Annotated in this window: 18 protein-coding genes; 2 read left to right on the plus strand and 16 right to left on the minus strand. The window is 59.4% G+C overall.

Going from position 1 to position 26,419, the window contains the following annotated elements; genetic code table 11:
- Window positions 1-61 precede the first annotated feature (61 nt).
- From EDC38_RS16555 to EDC38_RS11850, 11 genes are all read right to left on the minus strand, one after another.
- Entirely contained in the window at window positions 62-3,760 is a 3,699-nt protein-coding gene (locus EDC38_RS16555; protein WP_246004401.1) for a pectate lyase family protein, read from the minus strand.
- A 255-nt stretch (window positions 3,761-4,015) separates the two neighbouring features.
- On the minus strand, window positions 4,016-5,974 hold the full coding sequence (locus tag EDC38_RS16560; protein WP_246004402.1) for a pectate lyase family protein: 1,959 nt from the start codon (window positions 5,972-5,974) through the stop codon (window positions 4,016-4,018).
- 257 nt (window positions 5,975-6,231) lie between these two features.
- Window positions 6,232-7,269, minus strand: coding sequence for a sensor domain-containing diguanylate cyclase (locus EDC38_RS11810; RefSeq protein WP_123638676.1), 1,038 nt, complete (start codon window positions 7,267-7,269; stop codon window positions 6,232-6,234).
- 135 nt (window positions 7,270-7,404) lie between these two features.
- Window positions 7,405-8,712, minus strand: a complete 1,308-nt coding sequence (locus EDC38_RS11815; RefSeq protein WP_123638677.1) for a glycosyltransferase — start codon at window positions 8,710-8,712, stop codon at window positions 7,405-7,407.
- Window positions 8,713-8,720: 8 nt separating this feature from the next.
- Entirely contained in the window at window positions 8,721-9,704 is a 984-nt protein-coding gene (locus tag EDC38_RS11820) for a lipid A deacylase LpxR family protein (RefSeq protein ID WP_123638678.1), read from the minus strand.
- 163 nt (window positions 9,705-9,867) lie between these two features.
- The gene (locus tag EDC38_RS11825) at window positions 9,868-10,182 is read right to left on the minus strand and encodes a DUF3144 domain-containing protein (protein ID WP_024461675.1); all 315 of its coding nucleotides are present in this window, start codon (window positions 10,180-10,182) and stop codon (window positions 9,868-9,870) included.
- Window positions 10,166-13,315, minus strand: a complete 3,150-nt coding sequence (locus tag EDC38_RS11830) for an efflux RND transporter permease subunit (RefSeq protein WP_123638679.1) — start codon at window positions 13,313-13,315, stop codon at window positions 10,166-10,168. The genes EDC38_RS11825 and EDC38_RS11830 overlap by 17 nt, the downstream gene beginning before the upstream one ends.
- On the minus strand, window positions 13,312-14,544 hold the full coding sequence (locus EDC38_RS11835; protein ID WP_170162909.1) for an efflux RND transporter periplasmic adaptor subunit: 1,233 nt from the start codon (window positions 14,542-14,544) through the stop codon (window positions 13,312-13,314). Before EDC38_RS11835 ends, EDC38_RS11830 begins: the two co-directional genes overlap by 4 nt.
- Window positions 14,545-14,597: 53 nt before the next feature.
- The gene (locus tag EDC38_RS11840) at window positions 14,598-15,542 is read right to left on the minus strand and encodes a hypothetical protein (RefSeq protein WP_123638681.1); all 945 of its coding nucleotides are present in this window, start codon (window positions 15,540-15,542) and stop codon (window positions 14,598-14,600) included.
- Window positions 15,542-16,411, minus strand: a complete 870-nt coding sequence (locus EDC38_RS11845) for an ABC transporter ATP-binding protein (RefSeq protein WP_123638682.1) — start codon at window positions 16,409-16,411, stop codon at window positions 15,542-15,544. The genes EDC38_RS11840 and EDC38_RS11845 overlap by 1 nt, the downstream gene beginning before the upstream one ends.
- Window positions 16,408-16,785 (minus strand): GntR family transcriptional regulator, encoded by a 378-nt coding sequence (locus tag EDC38_RS11850; RefSeq protein WP_123638683.1) that lies wholly within the window; start codon window positions 16,783-16,785, stop codon window positions 16,408-16,410. The genes EDC38_RS11845 and EDC38_RS11850 overlap by 4 nt, the downstream gene beginning before the upstream one ends.
- 715 nt (window positions 16,786-17,500) lie before the next feature.
- On the opposite strand from EDC38_RS11850, the gene EDC38_RS11855 reads away from it, so the two are divergent.
- Complete coding sequence (locus EDC38_RS11855) at window positions 17,501-19,834, plus strand: Tex family protein (RefSeq protein ID WP_123638684.1); 2,334 nt, start codon at window positions 17,501-17,503, stop codon at window positions 19,832-19,834.
- A 94-nt stretch (window positions 19,835-19,928) separates the two neighbouring features.
- Here the strand turns inward: EDC38_RS11855 and EDC38_RS11860 are convergent, their stop codons facing one another.
- The 5 genes from EDC38_RS11860 to EDC38_RS11880 form a co-directional block, all read right to left on the minus strand.
- Window positions 19,929-20,906 (minus strand): YheT family hydrolase, encoded by a 978-nt coding sequence (locus tag EDC38_RS11860; protein WP_123638685.1) that lies wholly within the window; start codon window positions 20,904-20,906, stop codon window positions 19,929-19,931.
- Between the two features lie 11 nt (window positions 20,907-20,917).
- Entirely contained in the window at window positions 20,918-21,805 is an 888-nt protein-coding gene (locus tag EDC38_RS11865) for a fatty acid desaturase (RefSeq protein WP_170162910.1), read from the minus strand.
- Window positions 21,806-21,971: 166 nt separating this feature from the next.
- The gene (locus EDC38_RS11870; protein WP_123638687.1) at window positions 21,972-23,342 is read right to left on the minus strand and encodes an MATE family efflux transporter; all 1,371 of its coding nucleotides are present in this window, start codon (window positions 23,340-23,342) and stop codon (window positions 21,972-21,974) included.
- On the minus strand, window positions 23,339-23,812 hold the full coding sequence (locus EDC38_RS11875) for a YaiI/YqxD family protein (RefSeq protein WP_123638688.1): 474 nt from the start codon (window positions 23,810-23,812) through the stop codon (window positions 23,339-23,341). Before EDC38_RS11875 ends, EDC38_RS11870 begins: the two co-directional genes overlap by 4 nt.
- A 24-nt stretch (window positions 23,813-23,836) precedes the next feature.
- Window positions 23,837-25,102 carry a GGDEF domain-containing protein gene (locus tag EDC38_RS11880; protein ID WP_123638689.1) on the minus strand — a complete coding sequence of 422 codons (1,266 nt, stop codon included), beginning with the start codon at window positions 25,100-25,102 and terminating at the stop codon, window positions 23,837-23,839.
- A gap of 256 nt (window positions 25,103-25,358) precedes the next feature.
- Here EDC38_RS11880 and EDC38_RS11885 point away from each other — a divergent pair, with 256 nt between their 5' ends.
- The gene (locus tag EDC38_RS11885; RefSeq protein ID WP_211331085.1) at window positions 25,359-26,396 is read left to right on the plus strand and encodes a glycoside hydrolase family 43 protein; all 1,038 of its coding nucleotides are present in this window, start codon (window positions 25,359-25,361) and stop codon (window positions 26,394-26,396) included.
- The last annotated feature ends 23 nt before the right edge of the window (window positions 26,397-26,419 follow it).

Consider the following 26,419-nt stretch of genomic DNA (forward strand, 5'->3'; position numbering starts at 1 on the left):
GGCCGACACAAAGGTCGGCCAGTCAAGCGAGGGGATTCGCCGTCGTTGGAAATCGACGGGTTTACTGACAGGGCACCTTGCCCAGACTCAAAACGTAGTAAATATCGCCCGCGAGCGGCGAGTTGAACGGCAGCTCGCCGTGCTTGCCGGCGGTCGCGCTCACGTAATCAATCAAGTCCTGTCCCGCATCCAGCCGGAAATCATTGATCGTATCGCGAGACGCCACGGTGTACTGCTGAGACAGATCACCGACACTGCCCGACGCATCCGTCAGCGCACGCTGGGTTGAGGCGTTGATATCGCACGCGCTATTACCGAACCATAGGTAAACCCCATCGGCGCGGTAGCTGCCGCCGCTGACATCGCGGGTCAGGTTGCCCTGCAGCTCGTCCAGCGCGCTGTTGATATCGTCTTTCTCCTGGAAGTCGCCATTGATGACCAGCGCATTGTCCTCCCATAGAAGGTCGGCACCCACGCGGACACTGATGATGTCTTTGCGGTAGTTCATGAACAGGTTGTTCCACATATGGGACGTGCCCCGACGGATCAGCGGAACCCGGCGCGCCGTGTTGCCAAAATCGAAGTACAGATCATCCCGGGTCACAAAGGCATTGTGGTGCATGGTAGTGGTGATGTTTTCGTTGATCTCACGACTATCACTGGATCCGTGCAAAGCGGCACGTTTGACGTCCACCACCCGGTTGAACGACATGGTGATATCGTAGGCACCGACTTTCACGTCAAACGCCGAGTCACCGGTCAGGTCAAACGTGTTCTTGTGAATCCAGATATCGTGAGACGCACCGGTAGAGCGAATCATGTCCGGGTCCAGTCCGTGATCTTCGGTGTGGCCGGCGCCGCGGAAATCCAGGTGGGTCAGAATCACGCTGTTGGCGGTCTGGGTCGGCTGACCGGAGCTGTCCTTCCCGATGGCAAAACCACTGAAGCGGAAGTAGGCATTACTCATGCGACCGTCGATGGTGGTATTGGAACTGATCACCGGGTTGCGAATGGGAAGGTCTTTATCGTCCAGACGATTGTTGAAGAACTCCTCCAGACACTGATCGTGATCGTTATAGCCGCGATTCGAACACCACTGACGGTAATCGACACACTCCGCCTCGGTACCACCGATACGGCTCAGAACATCCGAGTTGCTGCAGTGCAGACGGTACATGGCCACTTCCGTTTCGGGCGCAAAGTCATTCTTGTCGAACACAATCCAGTGATGATCTTCGCTGCTCATGGCATCAAAGATCTGCTGCTCTACCGAGTCACTGCTACTTTTGGTAATCACAGTCAGCGTGCTGTTGCCATTAGGGTCATAGCCGCCCAGAGCGTTTTCACCATAGCCCACGGCACGGCCCAGAGTCTGCGCCAGACATTCCACAATCTCCTGATCACTCTGCAGCGATGTATCGCGCCAGTTGACGTTTGGGTTGGTAGCCAACTCCACGCAATCATTACTCAGCGGTCCAGAGTAATCCGGGAAGCTACTGCTCGACTGACTGCTTGAGCTGCTCGAATTGCTGCTGGAGCTGTCCGACGATGAGGAATCGCTGGACGAACTGTCGCTGCTGTCAGACGAGCTGGAAGACGAGTCACTGGACGAACTGCTGGAGGACGAGCCGCCGTCAGATACGTCACCGGTCGCGTTGTAGATTTCAAACTCGGCAATCTGCGGCGCACTGCTGGCGCTGTCGATAACCAGGTTGACTTTGTACAGGTCTCGGTCACCAAAACCGGTGATGATCCGTTCGCTGCCCAGGGTCGAGCCGGATGCGAGTACTTCATTGGTATCGTGATCTTCCAGACGCCAACTTTCCGTGGCGCCATTGAGCTCACGGATGATCACGGTATTGAAAGTACCACTGAAATTTTTCACTCCGATGCGTTCACCACTGGTGCCGCTCGGCTGCCAGTAGCTGGCCAGATTGCCGTCATTGACGTTGCCATAGCTGGTACCGCCACCCTTGCTGGAACCGTCGGCGCCACCACTCAGAGCCAGATTACTGCCCAACTCAACCGGCTCACCGCTATCACTGGAAGAATTACCGGACGACGAACTCTCTGAAGAGGACTCACTGGAACTGTTCTGACTGCTGGAAGACGAGCTGGATGACTGCTCCCCGCCGCCACTGACCGGCGCATCAAGGCAATCGGTCACGATACCGGCGCCCGCATTGGCCAACACGTGAGCCTTGGTATCCGCCGCAAACAGACGACTGTAGCTGTACGGGGGCAGATAGCTGGTGGTGGACTGCACATCAGGTCCGGCAATCACGCCATCGCTGGGGTACTCAACCCAATTGACGTTATTGAAGGTATTATCTTCAACGTCCCAGTAGCCCAGCTCACTGCTGTAGAAGGAGACGATCGGGTTCTGAGCGTCTTCGAACACATTGCCCTCAATACGCAGGGTGGCCCCCATACGTGAATTGATCCCGGTGCTGATCACGCCATCGTAGTAGTTATTGACGATATGCCCTTCACCAAAGCGGAACAACGGCAAGCGCGAGTTGGCGTTCTCCCAGTGGTTCCCCCAGAAGGTGATCCGGCGGTCGTAATCGTCACCGTCACTACTTCCCCACAGGGAGGTTTTCCAGCTATCACGCAGGATGTTATAGCTGATGGTGATGTTGTCGATCTCACCTTTACCACTGACCAACTCGTCGTAGTAGTCCTTGTCCACGTCCAGCGAGTTGTAGAAAGTATTGTGATCGATCCAGATATTGCTGGACGGACCGTCAATGGTAATGTGATCTTTATCGCCAATGCGGACGTAGCGCATGGTGATGTTGCGCACGATCACATTATTGGCGCGCCAGATCTTGATGCCAATACCGTCAAACAGGGCGTTATCGCCCACGCCGATGATGGACACGTCGTTCATGTCCTTGATATCGAATTTGGTCACGTTGGAATTGTCCGGGGTAATGATGCCATCGACGTAGATGGTCAACGGGGCGCCGCCTTTGTTACTGAGTGCCGCGGCCAGCTCGGAGCCGGTGCTCACCGTCACTTCATCCCCGCCCTGACCACCGGTCGTGCCGGCGCCCAGGGACGCAAAACCCTGAACGGTGTTGGCCTGTTCACAGGACAGCACTTCACCCGGTGTGCCGGGCTGGGAACTCGAAGAACTGCTGGAGGAGCTTTCAGAGGAGCTGCTACTTTCGGAGGATGAACTATCGGAAGACGTATCCGAGCTGTTGCTTTCGGAACTGGACGACTCCGAGGAGGAGCTACTTGATGATGTCGACGAACTCGAAGACGATGAGCTGGCGCTTCCGCTGTCGGTCGCGCTGTACACTTCGAACTCCGCAATCTGCGGTGCGCCACTGGCGCTCTCGATCACCAGATTGATTTTATACAGGCTCTGGTCACCGAAGCCGGAAATGATCCGCTCGGAGCCAAGCGTTGAACCACTGGCAAACACCTCACCGGTGTCGTGGTCTTCAAGACGCCAGCCCGTCGTGGCACCGTTCAGCTCACGAATGATGACAGTATTGAAGCTGCTGCCGATGTTTTTCACACCGATCCGTTCATCACTGCTGGAGCCCGGTTGCCAGTAGCTCGCCATGTCGCCATCAATGGCGTTGCCATAGCTGCTGCCACTGGCTTTACTGGAACCATCGGCCCCGGCATCCAGCGCCAGGTTCGGCCCCAGATCAGCTTGAGCGATACAGGCAAAAAATAATGAGGAATAAACGACCTTGGAGGCGTATCGGCTGATACGCCCGGATTGGTTGATGATTGTCATGTGCGTAACCTTGTTTGACGTTATGGTTTTTTGGTTTGCGTCCGTTCAGCACCGCTCCTGTCTCTCACCGGGGATTCAATCACATTCTCAGCCAGCCAAAATGTGAACCAGGTCACACTTATTTAGCCGCAACGAAACCGGTTAGATAAGTTTGAAATAGCGAGAGAGTCGCGATATCAGAGTTTTGAATGAAATACCCGCGGAGCGAACTCCGCGGGTGTCAGCCTAAACCGGGTTGGGGTCAGTCAGATGGGATCAGGGTGCAACGCAATTACTGATCACACCGGCTCCGGCGTTGGCCAGCACATGCCCTTTGGCATCCGACGCTGGAAGCGCAGAGTAGCTGTAGGGCGGTGTGTAGCTGACTGTTGACTGGACATTGGGGCCGGCAATGATGTCGTCCCCTGATCCTTCTTCCCAGGTGATATTGGAGAAAATGTTGTCCTGGACATCCCAGTAGCCGATTTCGTCACTGTAGAAAGAGACAATCGGGTTCTGGGAGTTCTCGAACACATTGCCTTCAATCCGGATAGTGGCACCCATCCGCGAATTGATGCCGGTGCTGAGTATGCCGTCGTAGTAGTTGTTGATGACATGACCCTCACCAAAACGGAACAGCGGCAAGCGGGAGTTGGCGTTTTCCCAGTGGTTGCCCCAGAAGGTCACCCGGCGGTGGGAGTCATCGCCATCACTGCTGCCCCACAGAGAGGTCTTCCAGCTATCGCGCAGGATGTTGTAGCTGACCGTGATGTTATCAATATCGTTCTTACCACTGACCAATTCGTCGTAGTAGTCCTTGCCCACATCCAGCGAGTTGTAGAAGGTGTTGTGGTCAATCCAGATGTTGCTGGACGGGCCATCAATGGTGATGTGGTCCTTGTCGCCAATACGGACATAGCGCATGGTGACGTTGCGGACAATCACATTGTTGGCGCGCCAGATCTTGATGCCGATACCATCAAACAGGGCATTGTTGCCCACACCGATGATGGACACGTCGTTCATGTCCTTGATATCGAACTTGCTCACGCTGGAATTTCCGGGCGTGATGGTGCCATCGACATAGATGGTCAGCGGATTGCTGCCTTTGTTATCCAGGGCCGCTTCCAGTTCGGTGCCCGAGGAAACGGTCACCACATCACCGCCGGCACCGCCCGTGGTGCCGCCACCGAGGGAGGCAAAGCCACGCACCGTGTTGGCCTCCTGACAGGAGAGCGGGGAACCCGGATCGCTGGGTACCGAGCTGGACGAAGAACTGGACGACGAGCTCGAGGATGAGCTGCTGGAGCTGGAGGAACCATCCCCGCCGCTGACTTCAATGTAATCGAAGTTCGGCCCACCCGAGGATACCGTGGCATCGGCGCGGATCACATTGCTGCCCGCCGCCAGGTTGACCGTCACGGTCTGGATGTCCCAACTGGACCAGCCACCGGTGCCCTCGAAGTCAACGCTGGAATGCGCCACCTGGCCATTCACGCTGACCGTCATCGGACGGTTGGCGGTAGTGCCGTTGGCGTACCGGAACGTCAGGGTCGCGTTGCCGGAATCCGCCTGATTGACCACCCATTCAATGTAGCTGTTACTGTCGTTGAGAAGGTCAACGAAGCCGCTGCCACTGTAGCCGGAGTGATTGGTGGCCACCACGCCGTCAAAATCGACCGCGTTTTCCGACTCGTAGCGAACGGTTTCGCCGCCAGAATCCGAGGAGTTGGACGACGAACTGCTGGAGCTGCTGGATGAGCTACCGCCGCCGTCGGAATCGTTGTAGATCTCGAATTCGGCAATCTGCGGTGCACTGTTGGCGCTTTCAATAACCAGGTTGACCTTGTACATCTGTCGGTCACCAAATCCGCTGATCACCCGCTCGCTGCCCAAAGTAGAGCCTGACGCTAGCACTTCGTTGGTATCGTGATCTTCAAGACGCCACCCGGTGGTGGCGCCATTGAGTTCACGGATGATCACAGTATTGAACGTGGCATCAAAATTTTTCACGCCGATCCGCTCACCACTGGTGCCACTGGGCTGCCAGTAACTGTTCAGATCGCCGTCATTGACGTTGCCATAGCTGCTGCCACCGCCTTTACTCGAACCGTCAGCACCGCCGCTGAGGGCAAGATTGCTGCCGAGATCGGCGTGGGCGATGGTGGCCAGGGAGCTACACAGAGCCACGGCGAGGCACCGGCGTAAGAACCGGTTGGGGTTGATAGTTTCCATGATGCTTGAACCTTTTGATTAACGTTATGGTTGTCGGTTTAGGCTGTACGCATCCTTTCAGCACCGCTCCTCTCTCACGGGGCGATTCAAGCACATCGGGAAATTTCAAAAACGAGACGTCGTTCGCAGTTCGGGCCAGTCAAGTCCTGGCCCGAAACGACTTTCGTCAGAATCTTTTTTGGTTAGACAGATTTGAAATGCTGAAGATTTTTTATATTAAAAATGTTTAGATCGATCAACAACCAACGCTGGGTTGATCAAGCAAAAGCCCGGAAGGTCATCCCGTTTCGACCCGCGGCTTTGGTTTCATAGAGCGCCTGATCGGCGGCATTGACCAATTTGGTGGCCAACACGCCGGGGCCGGCATTGGCGGCGGTCACCCCGATACTCAGAGTCAGGGGTATCTCCACGCCCTCTGCCGTCACCGGTCGACCACTGACCCGCTCGACCAACCGCCGCGCCAGAAACTGTCCCATTTCTGCCGGGCACTGAGCGGCAAACACCAGGAACTCATCGCCTCCGTAGCGCGCCACCACATCCTGCGGCCGAACAGCACCCCGGAGCCGCTGCGCCACTTCTCGCAAGACTTCGTCACCGGCGACGTGTCCATAACGATCATTGACCTGTTTGTAATAATCCACGTCGACCAGCATCACACAAACATCTGAGCCCGACCGCTGCGCCACCGCCAACTCCCGTTGCATCAATACGTCCATCCCCTGGCGATTCCAGGCCTTGGTCAGTGGGTCGATCAGGGCGTTCCGCCGGGCTTCATCCAGCTCGTCAAGTAACTGGGTCTGTTCCGCACTGAGCGCCTCCACCCTTAGCTCGTTCTCCACCCACGCCGCCAGACTGCGCAAGGTATCTTTCTGCTCCTCCGTTAAGGTCCCCGGCGCATAATCCACCAGGCACAGAGTGCCGACCAGTTGGCCCTGATATTGAATGGGCTGGCCCGCGTAAAAACGGACATGGGGGTCGTCGGTAACCGCCGGGTGGTCATGGAAGTCCGGGTGCACTCGCGCGTCTTCGACCAGCAGCAGTTCATCATGGTTGATGGCGTGGGCGCAGAAAGCGACATCTCTCGGAGTTTCCGGCACCCCGAGTCCCTGCGCGGACTTGAACCACTGTTTGTCCCGGGAGATCAGGGTGACCAGCGAAATCGGTACGTCAAACAGTCTGCACGCCAGTCGGGTGATCCGGTCAAAGCGTTCCTCGGCGGGGGAGTGCACCATCGCCAGGGCGTCAACGGCGGCTGTGCGTTCAACCTCATTGGCGGGGATGGCGGGTGTTCTCATGGTATAGAAGGCCTTTGGGTTTTGTCCGGCTTTTGTCGGGTTACGTTTTTGGCTAACCCGACCTACAGTCGGTATCGGTGGCACGGCTCGACACTCGAGAGTCGCAAACCGTTAGTACACAGTTAGCTTAACGGTTCAGGGACTATTGTGCGAATCGTCACGGGCGGCGAGGCGGTTTTTGGCCTCGATCCATTGGCTCATGTACTGGGTGCTGCGGTGTTGATGGTGACGCAACATCGTGCCGACAATATTGCGACGTCGATGGTCGACCAGAGTGGTTTGCAGGGTACGCAGGCGATCGAGCAGAGCACCCTCAAACCGCTGGGGAGAAAATCGCTGGGCCAGAGTTGTCCGGCTTTGGATCTGGGCCGATTGCCATCGAGTTTTGTCCTGATACAGAGAGACTGCTGCCTCGAGAAGAGCGTCGGCATCATCAGCCACCACGCCCGGCCAATGGTTCTGGTCAGCCATGGCTTCAGCACCCACCGAGGTGGTCACACTGGGCGTGCCACAGACCATGGCGTCCAGCAGCTTGCCCTTGATACCGGCCCCAAAGCGCAGCGGCGCCAGGCAGACGCGTGCCCGTCCCATCACCTCGCGGGCATCTTCCGCCCAACCGAGCACCCGGAAGCCCTGCCGGGGGTTGTTCAGCGCGGTGGCTTTGGGTGGCGGATAGGCGCCGTACAGATGCAATTCAGTTTCGGGAAGAGCCGCGCGGATGCGCGGCCACAGGTCGTGTTTCAGCCACAACACCGCATCCCAGTTGGGGGCGTGGCGAAAGTTGCCGATACTGACAAAGTGCTCGCGCGACTCAAAGGGCAGGGGGTTCCGCTCGGATGAGGCCCAGAGGGGCAGGTACATCAGCAAGGACGGCGGCACCTCGAAGGTATCCGTCAGCAGCTGCATTTCAAACTCGGAAATCATCAGGCTCAGGTCGCAGCGATAAATCGCGGCCAGCTCGCGCTGCAGCAGGTCGCTGTCGGCCATTTCCTGAAACAGTTCGTCGGGGGCGGCGGTTTCCGGGCCGACCGACTGGCGCTCGGCTTCGGAGCCAGCAAGGGACTGACGACGTTTCAGCCGTGCCCAGCGGGCGGCGCGCAGGCTGTGCAGGTCTTCGGTATCCAGCAGCCTCACGGCGCTTGGGCAGGTTCGCTCAACCCGCCAGCCAAACTGCTCCTCGGTCATAAAGCGATCAAAGAGCACAGCATCCGGCGCTTGCTCGGCGAGCCAGCGGTCGAAGCTGTCCGCGTTCAGTTCAACGGCCGCTTCCGCGATACCTCGCGCCGGAAGATCGAGCCGGTGCTGGGAGGGCAGGGCGGCGCTGGCAAAGGTGATCCGCCAGTCGGACCGCTGAAACTCTTCCAGTAGTTGCACCATACGGGTGCCCGCCGCTGAAGATTTCGGTTCGGGCCAGACACTGCCGAGGACAATCAGGTGTGGCATAGCATGACTTACAGTTTCCAGCCCAGCTTCAAGGCGCCAAAACGCTGTCGGGCGGTGGCGTTCTTGTCCAGGTTGCTGTTGTTCACAAAGCTGAAGGTGAGGCTGAAACGCTCCCAGGCGTAGGAGGCGCCGATGTAACCCGCGTATTGATCGTGGCGCAGATCACCGCTCTGGCCGGAGCGCAGGCCGCCACCGCTGACAAAGATCTGGTTGTACACATACTCCGCACCGCCTCCGATATAGACACTCCAACCGCCATCAATGGCCATGGGGGTACTGACCCGTCCGACAATCTGGGCCGCGGTACCAAAGCTACGCTCCAGTCGGGTGCCGTAGCGAAGAATGACCGCCGCACCGGCGGCGCTCTCCAGGTTGCCCAGGGTGCCGCTGCCCACCAGGAGCAGATCGGCATGGGGCTCTTCGCTCGGCGCCGGACCAAACCGCCAGACCCGGGTGCGCTCAATCTGGCCGACCGGCTCGTCTTTGACCTGGTAGTCCCAGCCCTGAGGCTCGGTTGCTCCGACCATTTTGTGCACGGCCCGCTGTACTTCATCGGCGCCGGAGGAGGGGCCAACAATGCCCACGGTGACGCCGAGCGTATCGGCCACATCGTCTCCGATAACGGTGTAGGCCGCCCGCAGCTGCAGAAGACCGGCGTAGGGCGCATCGTTCGGGTCTGGCACCGGCTTTTCAATATCTTTCGGGGTCAACATGGCCTGGCCGATGGTGAACTCGGTCACCTGCAGTTCGCCATAGGGGTCGGGCAGCAACCATCCGTCAAAGGGCATCACCAGAAACGGCACATCGTACCGCTCCGGAACGGTGTCGGCGAGGTCAAACCAGGACACGTAGAGACCGTTGGTGTAGCCACCCCCATCGGTACCGGCAAAGAGGTCGTTGTGCCAGACACCGGTAATCCAGTCCACATCCGCGTAAGCAGGAAAAGTCAGTAAGGCTGAAACGGCACCGGCCATCAGCTTGGGTAAATGCATGCTTGCACTCCATCGAAGCCGATCCGAAAGCCGTCGGCGAGTTCAAAGGTGACACTGGGGTACGCGGGGTAAAGCTGGCTGGATGCCCAGCCCACCCGACGACGCTCTGGAGGCTAGCATAAGCCGGCGTCACCACACCGTAAAAAAGTGTTGGAATGTGACTTCAGTGCAGGGGTTCATCCGGACGTTCGTTGGCGATGTACACCTTGTAATGCTCCCGATAGTCCTCCAGGTCCGCCTCCAACTGCTCGCGGAACTGGCCGCTCAAAAACGACAGAGCGGACGGAATTTCATCGGTGTACTCCTTGCGATCCAGGGATGAGGTCGCAACCACAAAGGCGCTGAAACGGGAACAGGCCTGAAGCAGGGCAGCGGATACCAGCGCCGGGTCACCGGCCTGGTCCACCGCCTGATTGGCGTTTTCGATAAATTCGTCCACCAGGTTCCAGAAGGTGTCTTCGTCATGGGGTTGGTTCATTCAAGGCTCCATCGTCATCAATGTCTGGACCCTGACGACGCCCGCGCCAGGTCGCCCAGCGCTGCCCGACCCGGTCAGCGGCCAGGTACAGGGTCGGCACCAGTATCAGGGTCACCGTGGTGGCAAAGAGTACCCCAAAGGCCAGGGAAATGACCATCGGAATCAGGAACCGCGCCTGCACGCTCTGCTCCGCCATGATCGGCATCAGGCCAATAAAGGTGGTGACCGAGGTGAGCACAATGGCCCGGAAACGGTCCCGCCCGGCCTGAAGCACCGCCTCCAGCACCACCAGGCCTTGATGGCGCAGGCTGTTGATCCGATCCAGCAGGACCAGATTGTCATTCACCACCACCCCGGCACAGGCGATAAAGCCGAGCATGGACAGCATGCTGATTTCCCGGCCCATCACCAGGTGGCCGATGACCGCGCCCATAAAGCCGAAAGGAATGGCGGTCAGGATGATCACGGGCTGCCAATAGGAGCGGAAGTTGACCGCCATGATGCCGTAGATCAGCAGCACCGCCAGGACAAAGTTCTTGCTCATCGAACTCATGAAGTCCGCCTGGTCCTGCATATTGCCATCGGGGGACAGGGTCAGCCCCGGGAACCGCTGCTGCCACTCGGGCAGGTGTTCGCGCAACAGTTCCGCCACGATGGCATTGGCGTCCTCGCCCTCCTCGACGCTGGCGCTGATACCGATGGTGCGCTTGCGATCCCGGCGCTCAATGGTGGAGTAGCCGGGCACGAAGTCGATGCGGGCCACGTCGAGCAGGGGAATCTGGGTGCCATCGGCCAGGCGGATACGCATCCGATCCAGTTGGGAAATATGCGCCCGCTCCTCGCGCGGATAGCGCACCAGAACCCGCACGTCCTCAATGCCGCGGGGAATGCGTTGTACCTCGGCGCCGTAAAACGCCTGACGCACCTGCTCGGCCACCTGACCGAGGGTCACCCCCAGAGACTCCGCCGCCGGGCGCAGCTCGATATTGATTTCCTGACGGGCCTTCTCGATGGTGTTCTCGACGTCATACACCCCCGGAAACTGGGCCAGCACCCGACTGACCGCTTCGGCGGCCTCGCGCTGGGCATCCAGATCGTTATCGGCAATGCTCAGGTTCAGGTTGATATCGTCCCCGGCGGCGTTGATGGTGAAGTCCAGCCGGAATTCCTTGGCCTCTGGAATATCGCCGATCAGTTCCCGCCAGCGGCGGCTCACTTCCGGGCTCCCGATGTCCCGCTCCTCGGCACCGACCAGGCCCACCGACACATAGACGTTTTCACCCCAGGCCCAGGTCTGGATGCCTTCAATGAGGTCTTCTTCACTCCCGCCGGTCAGCTCCTCATCCTGATCCAGCCCCAGGGCCGCCGATTCGACCTGACGCATGATGCGGGTGGTTTCATGGAATGGGGTGCCCTCGGGCAGGGTGACCCGTGCTTCCAGGTAGTCCGAGGGCACCATGGGCATAAAGCTCACGATCAGCCAGCCGCCGATAAACACCCCCAGGGACAGCAGAAACGCCACCGCAAACCCCGCCAAGGTGGCCAGTTTGTGTTCCAGCATCCGGGTGAGGTAACGCAGATACACCCGGTCGGCGAACCAGTCCAGACTGTCCGCCACTTTCTGGCGGGCGTGAGTCAGTTTGCGCAACAGTGGGTTCTTACTCTCCCGTTCCGGTTTCAGGTGGGAGAGGTGGGAAGGCAGTATCAGCAGACTCTCAATCAGGGAGAACAGCAGGCACAGAATCACCACCACCGGGATGGCAAAGGTGACGGTGCCCATGGCGCCGGGGACAGCCATCATGGGGGCAAAAAAGATCATGGTGCTGATTACCGCCAGAAATACCGGCGTCGCGACCATTTTGGCACCGCTGGCCGCGCTGGACGTGCCTTTGAGACCATGCTGATGGCGGGTGTAAATACTCTCACCCACAATAATGGCATCGTCCACTACAATCCCCAGAACCAGCAAGAACGCAAACAGGGAGATCATATTCACGCTCACCCCGGCATAGGGCAGCAACCAGACCGCACCGGCAAAGGCGGTGGCGATGCCCACGCAGACCCAGGCCGCCAACACCGGGCGCAGGAACAGCATCAGCACCACAAACACCAGCAGAAGGCCGGTAATGGCGTTTTCCAGCAGCAGGTTCAACCGGCTCTCGTACAGGGTCGACATATCCCGCCAGACTTCCAGGGTCATCCCCGCCGGCAGAATGTCCCGGGTCCGCTCAATGTAGGCTTCCACCTCTCGGGCGGAGGCGACGATGTCCGGATTCTCGGTAATCGACAGGTCCAGAAAGACCGCCGGTCTGCCGTTGAACTGAGCGAATACGCTCCAGTCATCAAAGCCGTCCCGGATCTCGGCCACATCCCTCAACATCACCTGGGTGCCATCGGCGGCGGTGATCACCGGGATTTTGCCGAAATCCTCGGCGGTGTAGGCCTGGTTGCGGGTCTGAATCTGGATATCGCCGCCGTGGGCGCGAATCACCCCGGCGGGCACATTCAGGGACGAGCCGGCAATGGCATTAGACACATCCGAAAAGCTCAGGCCATAGCGACGCAGGCTGGCTTCGGACACCTCGATACCCATCTCATAGGGTCGGGTGCCGTTTAGCTCCACATGGCTGACCCCATCCAGCAGTGTCAACTCATTGCGCACCCGCCAGCCGGTTTCCTTCAGGGCCGCCTCACTGACGTCCCCGGACAGCGCCAGGCTCATCAGAAAACTGCGCCCGACAATCTGCCGGGTCACCGGGCGCTCGACGTCACCCGGGAAGGTACTGATGGCATCCACTTGGGTCTTGATGTCGTTCAGCACCCGCTGGGGGTCATAGCCTTCCACCACTTCGGCCCGCACCGAGCCCCAGCCCTGGTTGGAGGTGGAGGTGATTTCCTCAATGCCGTCGATATCGGCGATGGCCTCCTCGATCCGGATGGCCACCTGTTCTTCCACTTCCGAAGGCCCGGCCCCGGGGTAGTTCATGGAGACTTCAATGAAGTTGAGCGATACCGTCGGGAAGACTTCTTTATCCAGTTTGCTGGTGCTCACTAATGCGCCGATGAAGATCAGCACCATCAGAAGGTTGGCGGCTACCCGGTTCTCGACAAACCACTGAATCAACCGGTTCATACGCCGCCCTCAGCCTCCGGCTCCGCCGGCTCGTCTTCGTCTTCAGCAGGCTCTGGGGTTGACTCCTCCTCACCGGCAATCCGGACCGACACACCCGGGCTGACATAGCCCTGACGGTCGGTGATCACCGGCTCGCCGTCGCGCAGATCCCCCTTGACCCAGATTCGCTCGCCCTCGATGGTGAGTACCCGCACCTGCTTTTCCACCACCTCGCCGTCCTCGCTGACGCTGTACAGCCGGTCGCGCTGAAACACGGCGGTGATCGGCAAAGAAACGATATCGGTCAGCGGCTTGCCTTCAATCTCGGCGGTCACAAAGGAACCCATCAGCAGCGGCGCGCCATGACGCTCGGTGTTGAAGGGCTCCGGCAGTTCCGCCACGGCGTACAGCATGCGCGACTGCGGGTCCAGGCTGGCCTCGGTGCGCACCAAGCGGGCCGACCACTGGTGGTCTTCGCCCAAGGCTCGCCCGTGCAGGGTCACCGATGGTTGGGCCGCTTGGGTCAGTTCATCACCAAAGGGCAGGTTGAGCAGCGCCGCCTGAGCATCGGTCAAGGGCAGGCGCACCTGGGCGAGGGTGTCTTCATAAACGTCCGCCACGGGCGTGCCCGGCCCGATAAACTGCCCCTGATCGGCCATGGTCTGTCGGATGCGACCATCGAAGGGCGCGCGTACCTCGGTGCGCTCCAGCTCCAACTGGGTCTGGTCCCGCGCCGCCCGGGCGGAGGCCACTGCCGCCTCGGCCGCGGCAATCTGGGGCTGGCGCAGAAACAGCGCATTGGCCTCGGCATTGCCCAGATCCCGCCACTCGCGCTCGGCCTGACGGGCCCGGCCGCGCTCTTCGGCCAGCAGACGCTCCGCCTCACGCAGTTGAGCTTCGGCCTGGGCGAGGGCATTGCGGTAGTCCCGAGGGTCCAGCCGCACCAGCCAATCCCCTTTCTGGAACCGACCGCCGGCCACAAATTGCGGTGCCGACTCGATGATCTGCCCACCCACCTGACTGACCAGTTGGATATCCCGACGCGGCGTGACGGTACCCTGGGCCTCGACGGTCAGCGCCCGGTCCTCCAACTTCACCCGCTCCACCTCCACCACTGGGCGGGGTGGCTCGGGCTCCGGGCGGGGCTCGGGCCGGGGCTTGAGATTGAGCAGCGCCACGAAGCCCAGCACGCCCACCACAATAATCAACAGCGACAAAGGCACGCGCCGCAACCAGCCAAATAACCTCAAAATCGTCTCCTTAATATGTTTCCCAGCCTGCAAACCTTCATGCGGGCATCAGTTTACAGCTCATACCGGTAATTGCGCAGCCAGATGGCCGCGATGGTAAAGCCCGCCGCGACCACCAGACCCGCCCAGAATGCCGGTTCACTCAGCGTCTCGCCCCACTGGCTCAGCCAGGCTTCGGGTTGCGCCTGGGCCCGCACCAGCCCTTCGAAGGACCGATGGGTGGGCACCCAGATCGCCTGCCACAATTCCACACTGCGCAGTATCCACAGCTCCAGCACCATGGCCACCGCCGGGACTCCAAAGGCCACCAGAAACGGGGATTTTTTAGCGTAGGCGGAGGCCAGCAGCAACCAGGCCCACAGCGGCAGGAACCAGAGTGAGAACTGCAACCAGCCGGACACCAGCGCCAGGCTGTGGCCCAGAAAGGTGCCGATCAGACTGCCCATATCCGGTAAATCCACCCCCAACTGCCAACTGATATACCCCAGCAACATCAGCAGGTGCAGCAGGCCCACCAGCAGCGAGGCGCCGATAAAGATTCCCGGCCCCACCAGCGCACCGAACGCCAGCTTGGTCAGTACCACCCGGGTTTCGGACACCGGCAGGGATTTCCAGAACAGAATGCTCTTGTCACGCCGGTCCGAATAGAGGCTGCCCAGCAGGTAGACCTGACTGACCAGTAGCAGCGTCAGAATAAAGGGGATGGCAATGGCAGCCAGCGCCGCCCGCAGTACCTGGGGATGAGTGCTGAACAGATCCCCGGACATCAGTGCGCCCACCAGATCCGCGCCGTCTTCAAACTTCTGCAGGTTTTCGGGCGCGCCGCGCAGCTCGTTGAGCGCCGCATTCAGTTCGATATTGCCGGTGATCATGCCCATGACCATCAGCGCGGCGATCACCGCCGCCACCCACAGGGGCGTGCGCAGGAAGGTACCCCGGGATTCCCAGAATTCGCGCTGGCATTGCATCCACACCGGACGCCATTGAATCGGGTTCATCAGGCAGCCCTCCCCGGTTGTGCCCGTTCCAGTTTGGCGACAAACAGATCCGCCAGCCCCGGGGTTTTCACCTCGCCCAGAGGCGCCAGGCGCTCCGCGCTGACCCCTTCAAAAATCAGACACTCACCGCCCAACATGGAACGCTGATGGATCGGACCCAGCGCCTGGGCCTCCGCCAACCGATCGCCGCTCACTCGCAGCTCGACAAAGTCCTGCTCCAGCGATTCCATCGAGGTGTTCAGCCGCAGCTCGCCATCCCCGATAAACACCACGTCGGTGAGCAGATGCTCGATCTCCTCCACCTGATGGGTGGTCACCAGAATGGTTTTCTGTTCGTCGAAGTAGTCGTTCAGCAGGCTGGTATAGAACTGCTTGCGATAGAGGATATCCAGCCCCAGGGTGGGTTCATCCAGCACCAGCAACTGACTGTCGATGGCCATGATCAGCGCCAGGTGCAACTGGGTGACCATGCCCTTGGACAGCTCCTTCACCAGCGAGCGGCGCTCAATGCCGGTTTTGGCCAGGAAACCCTCGGCTTTGGTCCGATCGAACCGGGGATGCACCCCGGCCATATAGTCCAGCGCCTCACTGACCTTGAGCCAGCCGGGCAGGATGGCGGTATCGGCAATAAACGACACCCGCTCCATCAGGGCCGTGCGCTGACGCTGCGGATCCAACCCCAGCACCCGCAGATGCCCCTCCACCCGGGCGAGACCGAGAATGCCCTTGAGCAGGGTGGTCTTCCCCGCGCCATTGGGGCCGATCAGGCCCATGATCCGACCCGGCTCCAGGGTCAGGTCGATGCCTTTTAAGACCGTTTTGGGCCCGTAGGCCTTGCGCAGGCCGCGCGCGTCAATCACCGCTGTCATGCCTTATCCTCCCGTTGATAATCCGCCAGGGCGCGCCGCAGCGCCTCGCCCTCAATGCCCAGACGACGCGCCCGCGCCACCACCTCGGGCAGTTCCTGCTCCAGAAATAGCTTGCGCTCGCGCGCGAGTAAGTGCTCACGCGCACCGGCGAGAACAAACATCCCCAGGCCCCGTCGCTTTTCCACCAACCCCTCATCCACCAGGGCCTGGTAGGCTTTCGCCACGGTGAGGTGGTTGATCTGATAATCCGCCGAGAGCTGTCGCACCGAGGGCAGTGCATCCCCCTCGGCGATCTCCCCTTGCAATATCAACCGCACCACCCGCTCGTAGAGCTGGCGGTAGATGGGTTGGTCGTCATTCCAGATATCGGCCACAATGGCTCCCTTGGTGAACTGGTGTTATACATAACTATAACACCTGATCGCCAACTGACAACCCTTTTTCTTCCGCGTAGGGCGGGTAAGCGACAGCGCACCCGCCGTTACCCACCTTTGACGCGGAAATCTAACGACCTTGTGGCCAATATCCAGACCGGGCCGAGAAGCGAGGATACCGTTTCAAGACACGCCGTGAGCCCATCCCTGGGGGCTCGACGCGCGGAATCCCGCCGCTTACGGTCTTGAAACGGTATCCTCGCTTCCCGACCCTCAGTGCCACCATAACGCTTATTAGCCGCGACTTTTGATGTACCGGGGAAACGGCGGATGCGTTCCACTTATCCGCCCTACGCCACCTTTCGTGCGACTGCATAGTCAGGCCGTAGATGGCACTGAGGTCCGGGACGTTGTTTGGTGTGGGTGCTATTTCCCGAAACGTTATGCTGACGCCGCGGAGGCTGGGTAACCCCTTGTGAGACCGTCGCCTGCCTGGACGGCAGGCGATCGAGCCCCCATGGATGGGTTCACGGCGTGTCTCACAAGGGGTTACCCAGGCGGAGCATTCTGTTCGAAGTACCTACAATCAGAAATCCGGCCTAGCCGCTCTCACAAAAATTCCCCAAAAACAAGACTGGTCTGGCGGAGCCAATTGCGGATAATGAGCGGCCTTGGCATTTTGTTTAATCAGAGATTCTCAACCTTAGGTCAGCGCATGAACAGCATCTCCCAACGCATCGCCGAAGAACTGAACTGCCGCGAACAGCAGGTCGCCGCCGCCGTCGCCCTGCTCGACGAAGGCGCCACCGTGCCCTTCATCTCCCGCTACCGGAAAGAGGTCACAGGCGGGCTGGACGATACCCAGATGCGTAACCTCGAAGAGCGCCTGCGCTACCTACGGGAACTCGAAGACCGCCGTGAGGCCATTCTCAAGAGCATCGCCGAGCAGGAAAAGCTGACCCCCGAACTCGAGCGGGACATCAAGGCGGCGGATACCAAGACCCGCCTGGAAGATCTCTACTTACCCTACAAACCCAAGCGCCGCACCAAAGGCCAGATCGCCATCGAGGCGGGCCTGGAGCCCCTGGCCGAGGCGCTGCTGGGAGACCCGAGTCTGGACCCGGAAGCGGAAGCGGCCCAGTACCTGAACCCCGAACACAAAATCGACGACACTAAGGCCGCGCTGGATGGCGCCAAGTACATCCTGATGGAGCGCTTCAGCGAGGACGCCGAGCTGCTCGGCAAGCTGCGTCACTTCCTCAAGCAGGAAGCCAACCTGAGCGCCCGGGTGGCGCCGGGCAAAGACGCCGACCAGTCCCAGGAAGTGCAGAAGTTCCGGGATTATTTCGAACACGATGAGCCCCTCAGGAGCGTGCCGTCCCACCGCGCCCTGGCCATGTTCCGGGGCCGCAACGAAGGCATTCTCAACCTGTCTCTGACGCTGGGTGAGAAGGAGCCCGAGCGCACCGAAGCCCACCCCTGCGAGGCTATGGTGGCCGATCACTGGCAGATTCGCGACCAGGGCCGGGCCGGGGACAAGTGGCTGGGCGAGGTGGTGCGCTGGACCTGGCGGGTCAAGCTGCTGACGCATCTGGAAACCGACCTGCTCAGCGAACTGCGGGAAGTGGCCGAGGAGGCCGCGATCAAGGTGTTTGCCGCCAATATGAAAGACCTGCTGCTGGCCGCACCGGCGGGCCAGAAAGCCACCATCGGCCTGGACCCGGGCTTGCGCACCGGGGTGAAAGTGGCCGTGGTAGACGCCACCGGCAAGGTGGTTGATCACGGCGCCATTTTCCCCACCGCGCCTCAATTCAAAATCGCCGAAGCCGAGGCGGTGATCGTCGCCCTGTGCAAAAAGCACGATGTGGAGCTGATCGCCATCGGTAACGGCACCGCCTCCCGGGAAACCGAAAAGTTTGTTCAGGACATGCTGAAAAAGCACAGCGACCTGAAAGCCAAGAGCGTGATGGTGAACGAGTCCGGCGCCTCGGTGTACTCCGCCTCCGAGTTTGCCGCCAAAGAATTTCCGGACCTGGACGTCACCATTCGCGGCGCCATTTCCATCGCCCGTCGTCTGCAGGACCCGCTGGCGGAACTGGTGAAAATCGATCCGAAATCCATTGGTGTGGGCCAGTACCAGCACGACGTATCCCAGACCCAACTCGCCCGGGAGCTGGACGCCGTGGTGGAAGACTGTGTGAACGCCGTGGGCGTGGAAGTGAACACCGCCTCGGCGCCGCTGCTGGCCCGCGTGTCCGGTCTGAACCAGACCCTGGCCAATAACATTGTTGAATTCCGCAACGCCAACGGCGTGATCCGCTCGCGCAGCGAACTGAAAAAAGTGCCGCGCCTTGGGGACAAAACCTTTGAGCAGGCGGCGGGCTTTTTGCGCATCGCCGGCAGCGACAACCCGTTGGACGCCTCCGGTGTGCACCCGGAAGCCTACAGCGTGGTGGAGAAAATCGCCCAGATCAACGCCCGTGAAGTGAAGGGCCTGATCGGCGACTCGGCGTTTCTGCGCAGCCTGAAAGCGGCGGAGTACACCGACGAAAAATTCGGGGTCCCGACGGTCACCGATATCATCCGCGAGCTGGACAAGCCTGGCCGCGACCCCCGCCCGGAATTCAAAACCGCCCAGTTCCAGGAAGGCGTGGACACCATCAAGGATCTGGAGCCGGGCATGATCCTAGAAGGCTCGGTGACCAACGTCACCAACTTCGGCGCCTTTATCGATATCGGCGTCCACCAGGATGGCCTGGTGCACATCTCCGCGCTGTCCAACACCTTTGTGAAAGATCCCCGCGAAGTGGTCAAAGCCGGCGATGTGGTGAAAGTCAAAGTGATGGAAGTGGACGTGCCGCGCAAACGCATCGGCCTGTCCATGCGCCTGGACGATGAGCCGGGTGAGAAAACCGACGGCCCCAAAGGCGGCCCACGGCGCGCGCCGAAATCAAGCGGTGGTCAGAGCCGTCAGGGCAACCGTGGTGGTCAGGGTGCCGGCATGGGCAGTATGGGCGCCTTGTTGCAGGAAGCCTTGAAGAAGAAGTAAGCGCGTTTGAACCGAGCGGCACGCCTATCGTGCCGTTCGGTTGGCGACAGCCACAGGGGATTACGGCGGATGCGGGCTGCGCCCTTATGCCGCCCTACGCGACCGCCGTGCGTTCCATGAACCATTGGAATCGGCGTTCGTACCAATGATGGTGATCTGATTTTCGTTTTACGAAACCGGTATGGCCGCCGTGGCGGGCCAGCTCCAAATAAAAATTCGTGCTTTCTTTGGCCAATTTAACCGGTAACTGATTGTTGTCAATAAAAGGGTCGTCTTCAGCCGTAAGAACATAGGTCGGAACGGTGATGTTTTTCAGGTGGGACAGGGAGCAAGCATGCTGGCGGTAGTGCTTCGAGCTTTCGAAGCCGTGCATGGGTGCAAACAGTCGATCCTCAATCTGGTCCACACTTTTGCAGTCCCGCACCCAGTCCATATCCACTTCGTTACCAAAATCGATATAGGCCGCTTTACGTTCAAATTTGTCGAGCAATGAACGCACAAAATGCCGTTGATACAACCAGTTGTTCAGGGGCTTGGTCATGGCCGCATGAAACGAGTCCAGCTCCAGCGGTGGCGATAATAAAAAGGCCCCTTTGACGACCGGGTTGACCTCCGAGCTGTCCTTCCCCAGATAATTCGCCGTGATGGTTCCGCCCAGACTGACACTGACCAGATAGATCCGGCGATAGTGTTGACTGTAGTGATTGACCAACGCCTTCAGATCCTGATAGTCATGGCCGAGGTAGAACCAGCGCGTGTGATTGAGCCGTTTACCGCAGGAGCGCATGCTCCAGTTCAGGGTATGGCAGCCCCAGCCGGACACCGTATGGGCGAAACTCAGTAGCGGTCCATCTTTGGCATGACTCTCCAGGCCGTGGCTGAAGATTACCAGGGTGTCACTCTGTCCAGGGCGGTACCAGAACAGTTCCAGCTCGTCGCCATCATCGGTACTGAAATGATCCGGTTCGGGCCGTTCGCTCGGTCGATGCCGGAACAGACGCAGGGACAGTGTCTGCAGGTGGCCGTTACGAAACAGCCAGGGAGCGCGATAGTCAGAGTGAATGATGGGCATAGCTCGGCGCCTCACTGAGCGGTATCGGATGAGTGTTGAGTGCGGGAGCGACAGGCCGGTCGACGACGTAACGGTTGGCAAACGCGAGAGAGCAATCGATCCAGATGATCGATCCAGTAATAGATGGGCACGGTTCGGGTGTAGCAATGCGCGGGAATCAGCGGCTCCAGTTCTTTATGCAGCTGCGGCAGTTTGGACCAATGAAGACCACACTTGTGATGGTGTGCCGTGTGGTAACCGATGTTGCCCGTCAGAATGTTCAGCCACTTGGAGTCCACCACATTGCGACTGGCCGCCATGGGGTTTTCCAGGTCTAGCTCCAGATGGTGATAATAGGTGGCACGCATGGTGACGATGAGCGAGGCGAACATCGGAAGCCAGAACACACACAGTGCCGGAAGTGGTCGATACACCGTCAACGCCAACAGTATGCCAAGGCTGGCCGACAACTCGATCAAGTACCGACGCAATAACTTCGGCCGTTGACAGGCGATGGCAATCGCCCGTGGGTAGGTAAGAAACAGGCCCTCGGCAATATAGCGCCACAGGCCGATGGTGGTGCCGCCGGCCTGCCAGCGTGAGGTGTCCCGATTCTGATCCAGGTAGTGACGGTGGTGTCCGTGGATGTGGTGCAAGGTCCAGGTACTGGCGAGCATTCCGGTCTGGAACCCGTAAACAATTTCCAGCAGCCGATTCATCCAGGGGTGGTGAAAGGTCCGGCAGTGATGATGGTTATGGTTCCAGACACAGACATTGGTTTTCGGGAAAATGCCGAGCAGGAACCAGCTGACCAGCCAGACAATGCTGTCCACGAATGCGTAAACACACAGGTCCAGCAAAAAATAGAAAAGGATGATCCCGACCGGCAGCCGATCCTCGGAATGGCGAAAGAGTTTCATCGACGCCTCCAAAAACAGAGGCTCTGGGGAACAACAAGCGGGACTGCAGGTGGTATCACACATCACTCCTTGATGATTGGGGGGCTAATCCATCAGCCGCGATGTTAAGGGGGGTGTCGAATTACCGACAAGGAACCGGGTCACAGTTCACAACAGGGGCGTGCTTTTAATCGTCTTGTGTCAGATTTTTCATCCATAACCGCTTACCAATGCGGCGCCACATGGGAAAGAACTTGAGCGCGTCTTCCAGAAACATCAGCGCATAGACAATCAGGAATGGCCAACCCAAGCCAAAGATGGCCAGAGCACACAGCGGAATCCCCACCCCCCACATGACCAACACATCGGTTATCAGTACGAAGCGATTGTCGCCACCGGCGCGCAGCACACCGATGATACGCATCATGTTGAATATCTTGACCCAGACCAACGCACAGAAAATGCCCAGCGTCGCCCTAAGCAGCTCGGCGGTATCCTGCTCGACCTCACCAAAGGCACTCAGGATCCAGGGGCTGATCAACCACAGAGTCAGCGACAACGTCAACACCAGTATCAACGTCAGGCGATCAAACACTTTGTGCAGGCGCCAGGCCTCCTCGGTGTTGTCCGCCCCCAAGGTACGTCCGACCATGACCGCGCTGGCGTTGGCCAGACCAACAAACAGAGCAAAGAAGGCGCTCTCGATCGGCACGATCACGCCCATCACCGCCAGAGCGTGGGTGCCAGTGAAGCCGGTCATCACATGGTAGGTGGCATTGCCCAGCCCCCAGAGCCCGTAGTTCGCGACCAGAGGCAGCGAGAAGGCCAGAAAGCGTCGGGCGGGCTGCCAGGCGAGCGCCGGCTTGAATTGCGCCCAGCGCAACGCAAAGCCGTGTTGACGGCCATACACCCAGCCGAGAATAAACAACAGTTGACAGAGGCGGGCGATCAACGTGCCCCAAGCGGCCCCGGCCACACCCAGGGCGGGGAAGCCGAAATGACCAAAGATCAGGATATAGTTGAGCGAAACGTTGATCAGAATCGACAGGGTACCCGCTGCCAGCGGCATACCGGTATTGCCCAAGGCCCGCAGGGACGCCTCGTAAATGACGATCCACTGGGTCAGCAGCAATGCCGGTGCGGTAATTACCAGATAGCGGGCGGCGAGGGCCACCACTTCCGCGTCCGGATTGAGCCAGCCGAGCCAGATTTCCGGGCGAACACCGAACAGCAGCAGAAACGGCACCATGGTCAGGGTGCCCACCATCAGGGTAACGCCGAGGGTACGCTGACAACTGGCGAATTTACCGGCACCACTGTATTGCGCCACCAGTACACTGCAACCCGTCGCCAGACCACTCATCAATACCAGCAACAGGAAGTGCAACTTGGCCGCCAGCCCCACGGCGGCGATCGCCTCGGATCCCAGTCGGCTGACCATCACCACATCGGCCATACCGAGCAGCGATTGCAGCAGCATCTGCAACGCGATGGGCAAAGCGAGCAGAATGACCGTCCACCAGAACTGACGGTTATCCGGACGAAGCGCTGTGGTCATTCCCGCAACGGTCCTGAAGCCCGGCGAGCATTTTTCTGTAACCAACGATCAAGCTGGTCGGCAAACTGCTTGCGATCGGTCTGGGAAAATCCGGAGGGTCCGCCGGTCACTTCACCGGTGCTGCGCAGCTCTTCCATCAGGTTGCGCATGGCCAGACGCTGGCGAATGTTTTCCCGGGTAAAAGGCTGGCCGCGCGGGCTCATGGCCACCGCCCCGTTTTCCACCACCTCCGCCGCCAGGGGAATGTCCTGGGTGACCACCAGATCACCCGGTTGCAGCAGGCGCACAATCTCATTGTCGGCCACATCAAACCCGGCCATCACCTGCCGGGTTTTAATAAAGGGAGAGGGGGGCACACGAATGCCCTGGTTCGCCACAAAAGTGGTGGTGATTTTCCAGCGATCCGCAGCCCGACAGAGAATGTCTTTCACGACCACCGGACAGGCGTCGGCATCAACCCAAATTGGCATAATTGATCTCGTTGTGAAGGGTGCCTATTCGAACCGGATGACTCGGTTTCGGCCCTGGCGTTTGGCCCGGTAAAGAGAGGCATCCGCGCGATCGAGAGTCATTTCCAGTTCACCGGGCAGGGACGCGGTGGCGACACCGATACTGACGGTCGCCTGTTCGCGCTCCAGCTCCGGATGCACAAGCTGAGCAACCTGAACCCGAGCGCGCTCAGCGACGCGCGTCGCTGCCTCAAGATCGGTGCCCGGCAGTGCCATCAGGAACTCCTCACCGCCCCAGCGCGCAATCTGATCACGTTCCCGACAGCAGTGGGCGAGGGTCTCCGAAACCCTGCGTAGAATAACATCACCCACACCGTGGCCATAGTTATCATTGATGGGTTTGAAGTGATCGATGTCGATGAACAGCACACTGACCGGCCAGGCCGTCGGGTCAGCCTTGACTACTTCAAAGTATGCGGACAGGCCGTGACGGTTCATGACCCCGGTCAACTGATCGACTTCGGACAACTGCTGATACTGCTCTTTCTGCGCTTTCAAGTGGGTCGCCACACGCCGAAGCTGGTAGAGCCGAACGGCGCCAGCCAGCAGAATGACCACCGCCCAGGAAATCAGAATGTAACGGTACCAATGCTCTTCCGATACCCAGTCGCCTTCAAAAACCACACGGCGAATGCGCAATTCGTGATACCCCAGCGCCGCGGGGAAGGCGATATCAATGCCGAACGCCGCTACCCGCTCAATGCTTCCCTGCGCATGCTTTCTGGGAACATTGTTATTGTTGACCCACCAGTCCGCCACGGTGAACTCTGACAGGTTGATTTCAATGGTGTCCGTCGTTTCATCAACCGACACGTACATGCTCATGTATTTAGAGGAATCCACCGGTTCCTGCATGCTGGAAAAACCAGGCTCGAACTCACGAATAAAAAATCGCAGCTTTTTATTGGCGCCCTGGTAATCCACATCGACCCGCATGAGATCGTAGTCACTCAAGTCCACCAGCGGTGGATCGGCACGACCGTCCAGAATGATATGCAGTCCGCAGAAGGGCTCCAGGTCGATTCGGGGAGTCTGGAGTTTGCAGCGTAGGTGAATGTCGGAGGGACTGGCTCGTTCCGCATAGCTGGCCCCACCAAAGATGTCTTCGGAATAGAGATACCATTCCGGATTATCCGTGGGAATCCACTGCCATGTTTTCGCCGGCAGATAATCGTAGGCTCCCACCAGGCCCAGGGTGACCAATGCCCAGACAAGCAATACCTTGCCAATAAGCGTCGACTGCTGTGGCATCAGGCGCGAGCACCCCCACTGGTCGGCGCCCACCACTCGGACGGTGGCCGGAAAGGCACCTTACGCTGATAACAAAAAGGCAAAGAAATTCGATGTTCCATAGCAAATGGTTATGGTCTTTATCGCGTCTACTGTACTGAGAGTATGCACCGGAGTTCGACGGTGCGCCAGCCTGACCGCTCAGCCTTGATCAAGGCTGGTCCATAGGGGTTCACATGCGCCATAATGACCGGCAGACGGATTCGGGACACGCACCATGATGCAACTGCAAAACGCACTTCGCCGCCCCTGGTTATGGCTCACTCTGGGCTGTTCACTGCTATGGGGTTGTATGGAACAAGAAGCTCCCTCACTCACACCGCCCGGCATTGAAAACCCGCTGATTCTGCAGCGGGCCGACCCATGGGTGTATCAGGATGAGTCCGGACATTTTTTCTTTACCTCCAGCGTGCCCGAGTTCAACCGCATTGAACTGCGACAGGGCGATAGCCTCCAGGCCCTGCAGAGCGCCTCGCCCGAGATCATTTGGCGGAAAAAGACCAACGGCCCCATGAGCGCCAACATATGGGCTCCAGAGCTGCACCGCATCGACAAAAGATGGTATCTCTATTTTTCAGCCGGCAGCCAGGAGCATCCATTCGATATTCGCCTCTATGCACTCCGCAACGACGCCGATAACCCCCTTCGAGGCACCTGGCAAGAAGCGGAACAGATAAAAACCCGCCACGATACCTTTGCCCTGGACGCGACCACCTTTGAGCAAGCGGGGACGCGCTACCTGGTCTGGTCCCAGAAAGACCCGGAAGACCTTAAGCCAGCGTCTTTGCATATCGCCAGGTTGTCAGATCCCGTCACCCTCGAAGGTCCCGAAGTGCTCATTGGACGGCCCGAGTTTGCCTGGGAGCAGCGGGGTATCCCGGCCAACCAAGGCGCCAGTATTATCAAGCGCGGCGACCGCATTTTCATCTTTTATACCGCCAGCGCAACCGACCACCGTTCGGCGATCGGTGTGCTATGGGCCGAGGCTGATGCCGATCTGCTGGATTCCCAATCCTGGCATAAGCTTCCGGAGCCCGTACTGGCAACCAACGAAACACACGGGCGGCTGGGTCCGGGCCACCCCAGCGTCATCCAGCATCGCCCCTCCGGTGACACCTTGATGTTCTACCACAGCCGGGACTACAAGAACCTGCATGGTGGCGAGCTTGAAGACCCCAATCGCCACACCCGCGTGCGGCGGGTTCAATGGGACGAACAGGGGATGCCTGTGCTACGCTCTGAGCTCCCTGATTAACCTGCACTCAAGGAGGACAGCAC

Source organism: Marinimicrobium koreense, from assembly GCF_003762925.1.
Taxonomy (GTDB): domain Bacteria; phylum Pseudomonadota; class Gammaproteobacteria; order Pseudomonadales; family Cellvibrionaceae; genus Marinimicrobium; species Marinimicrobium koreense.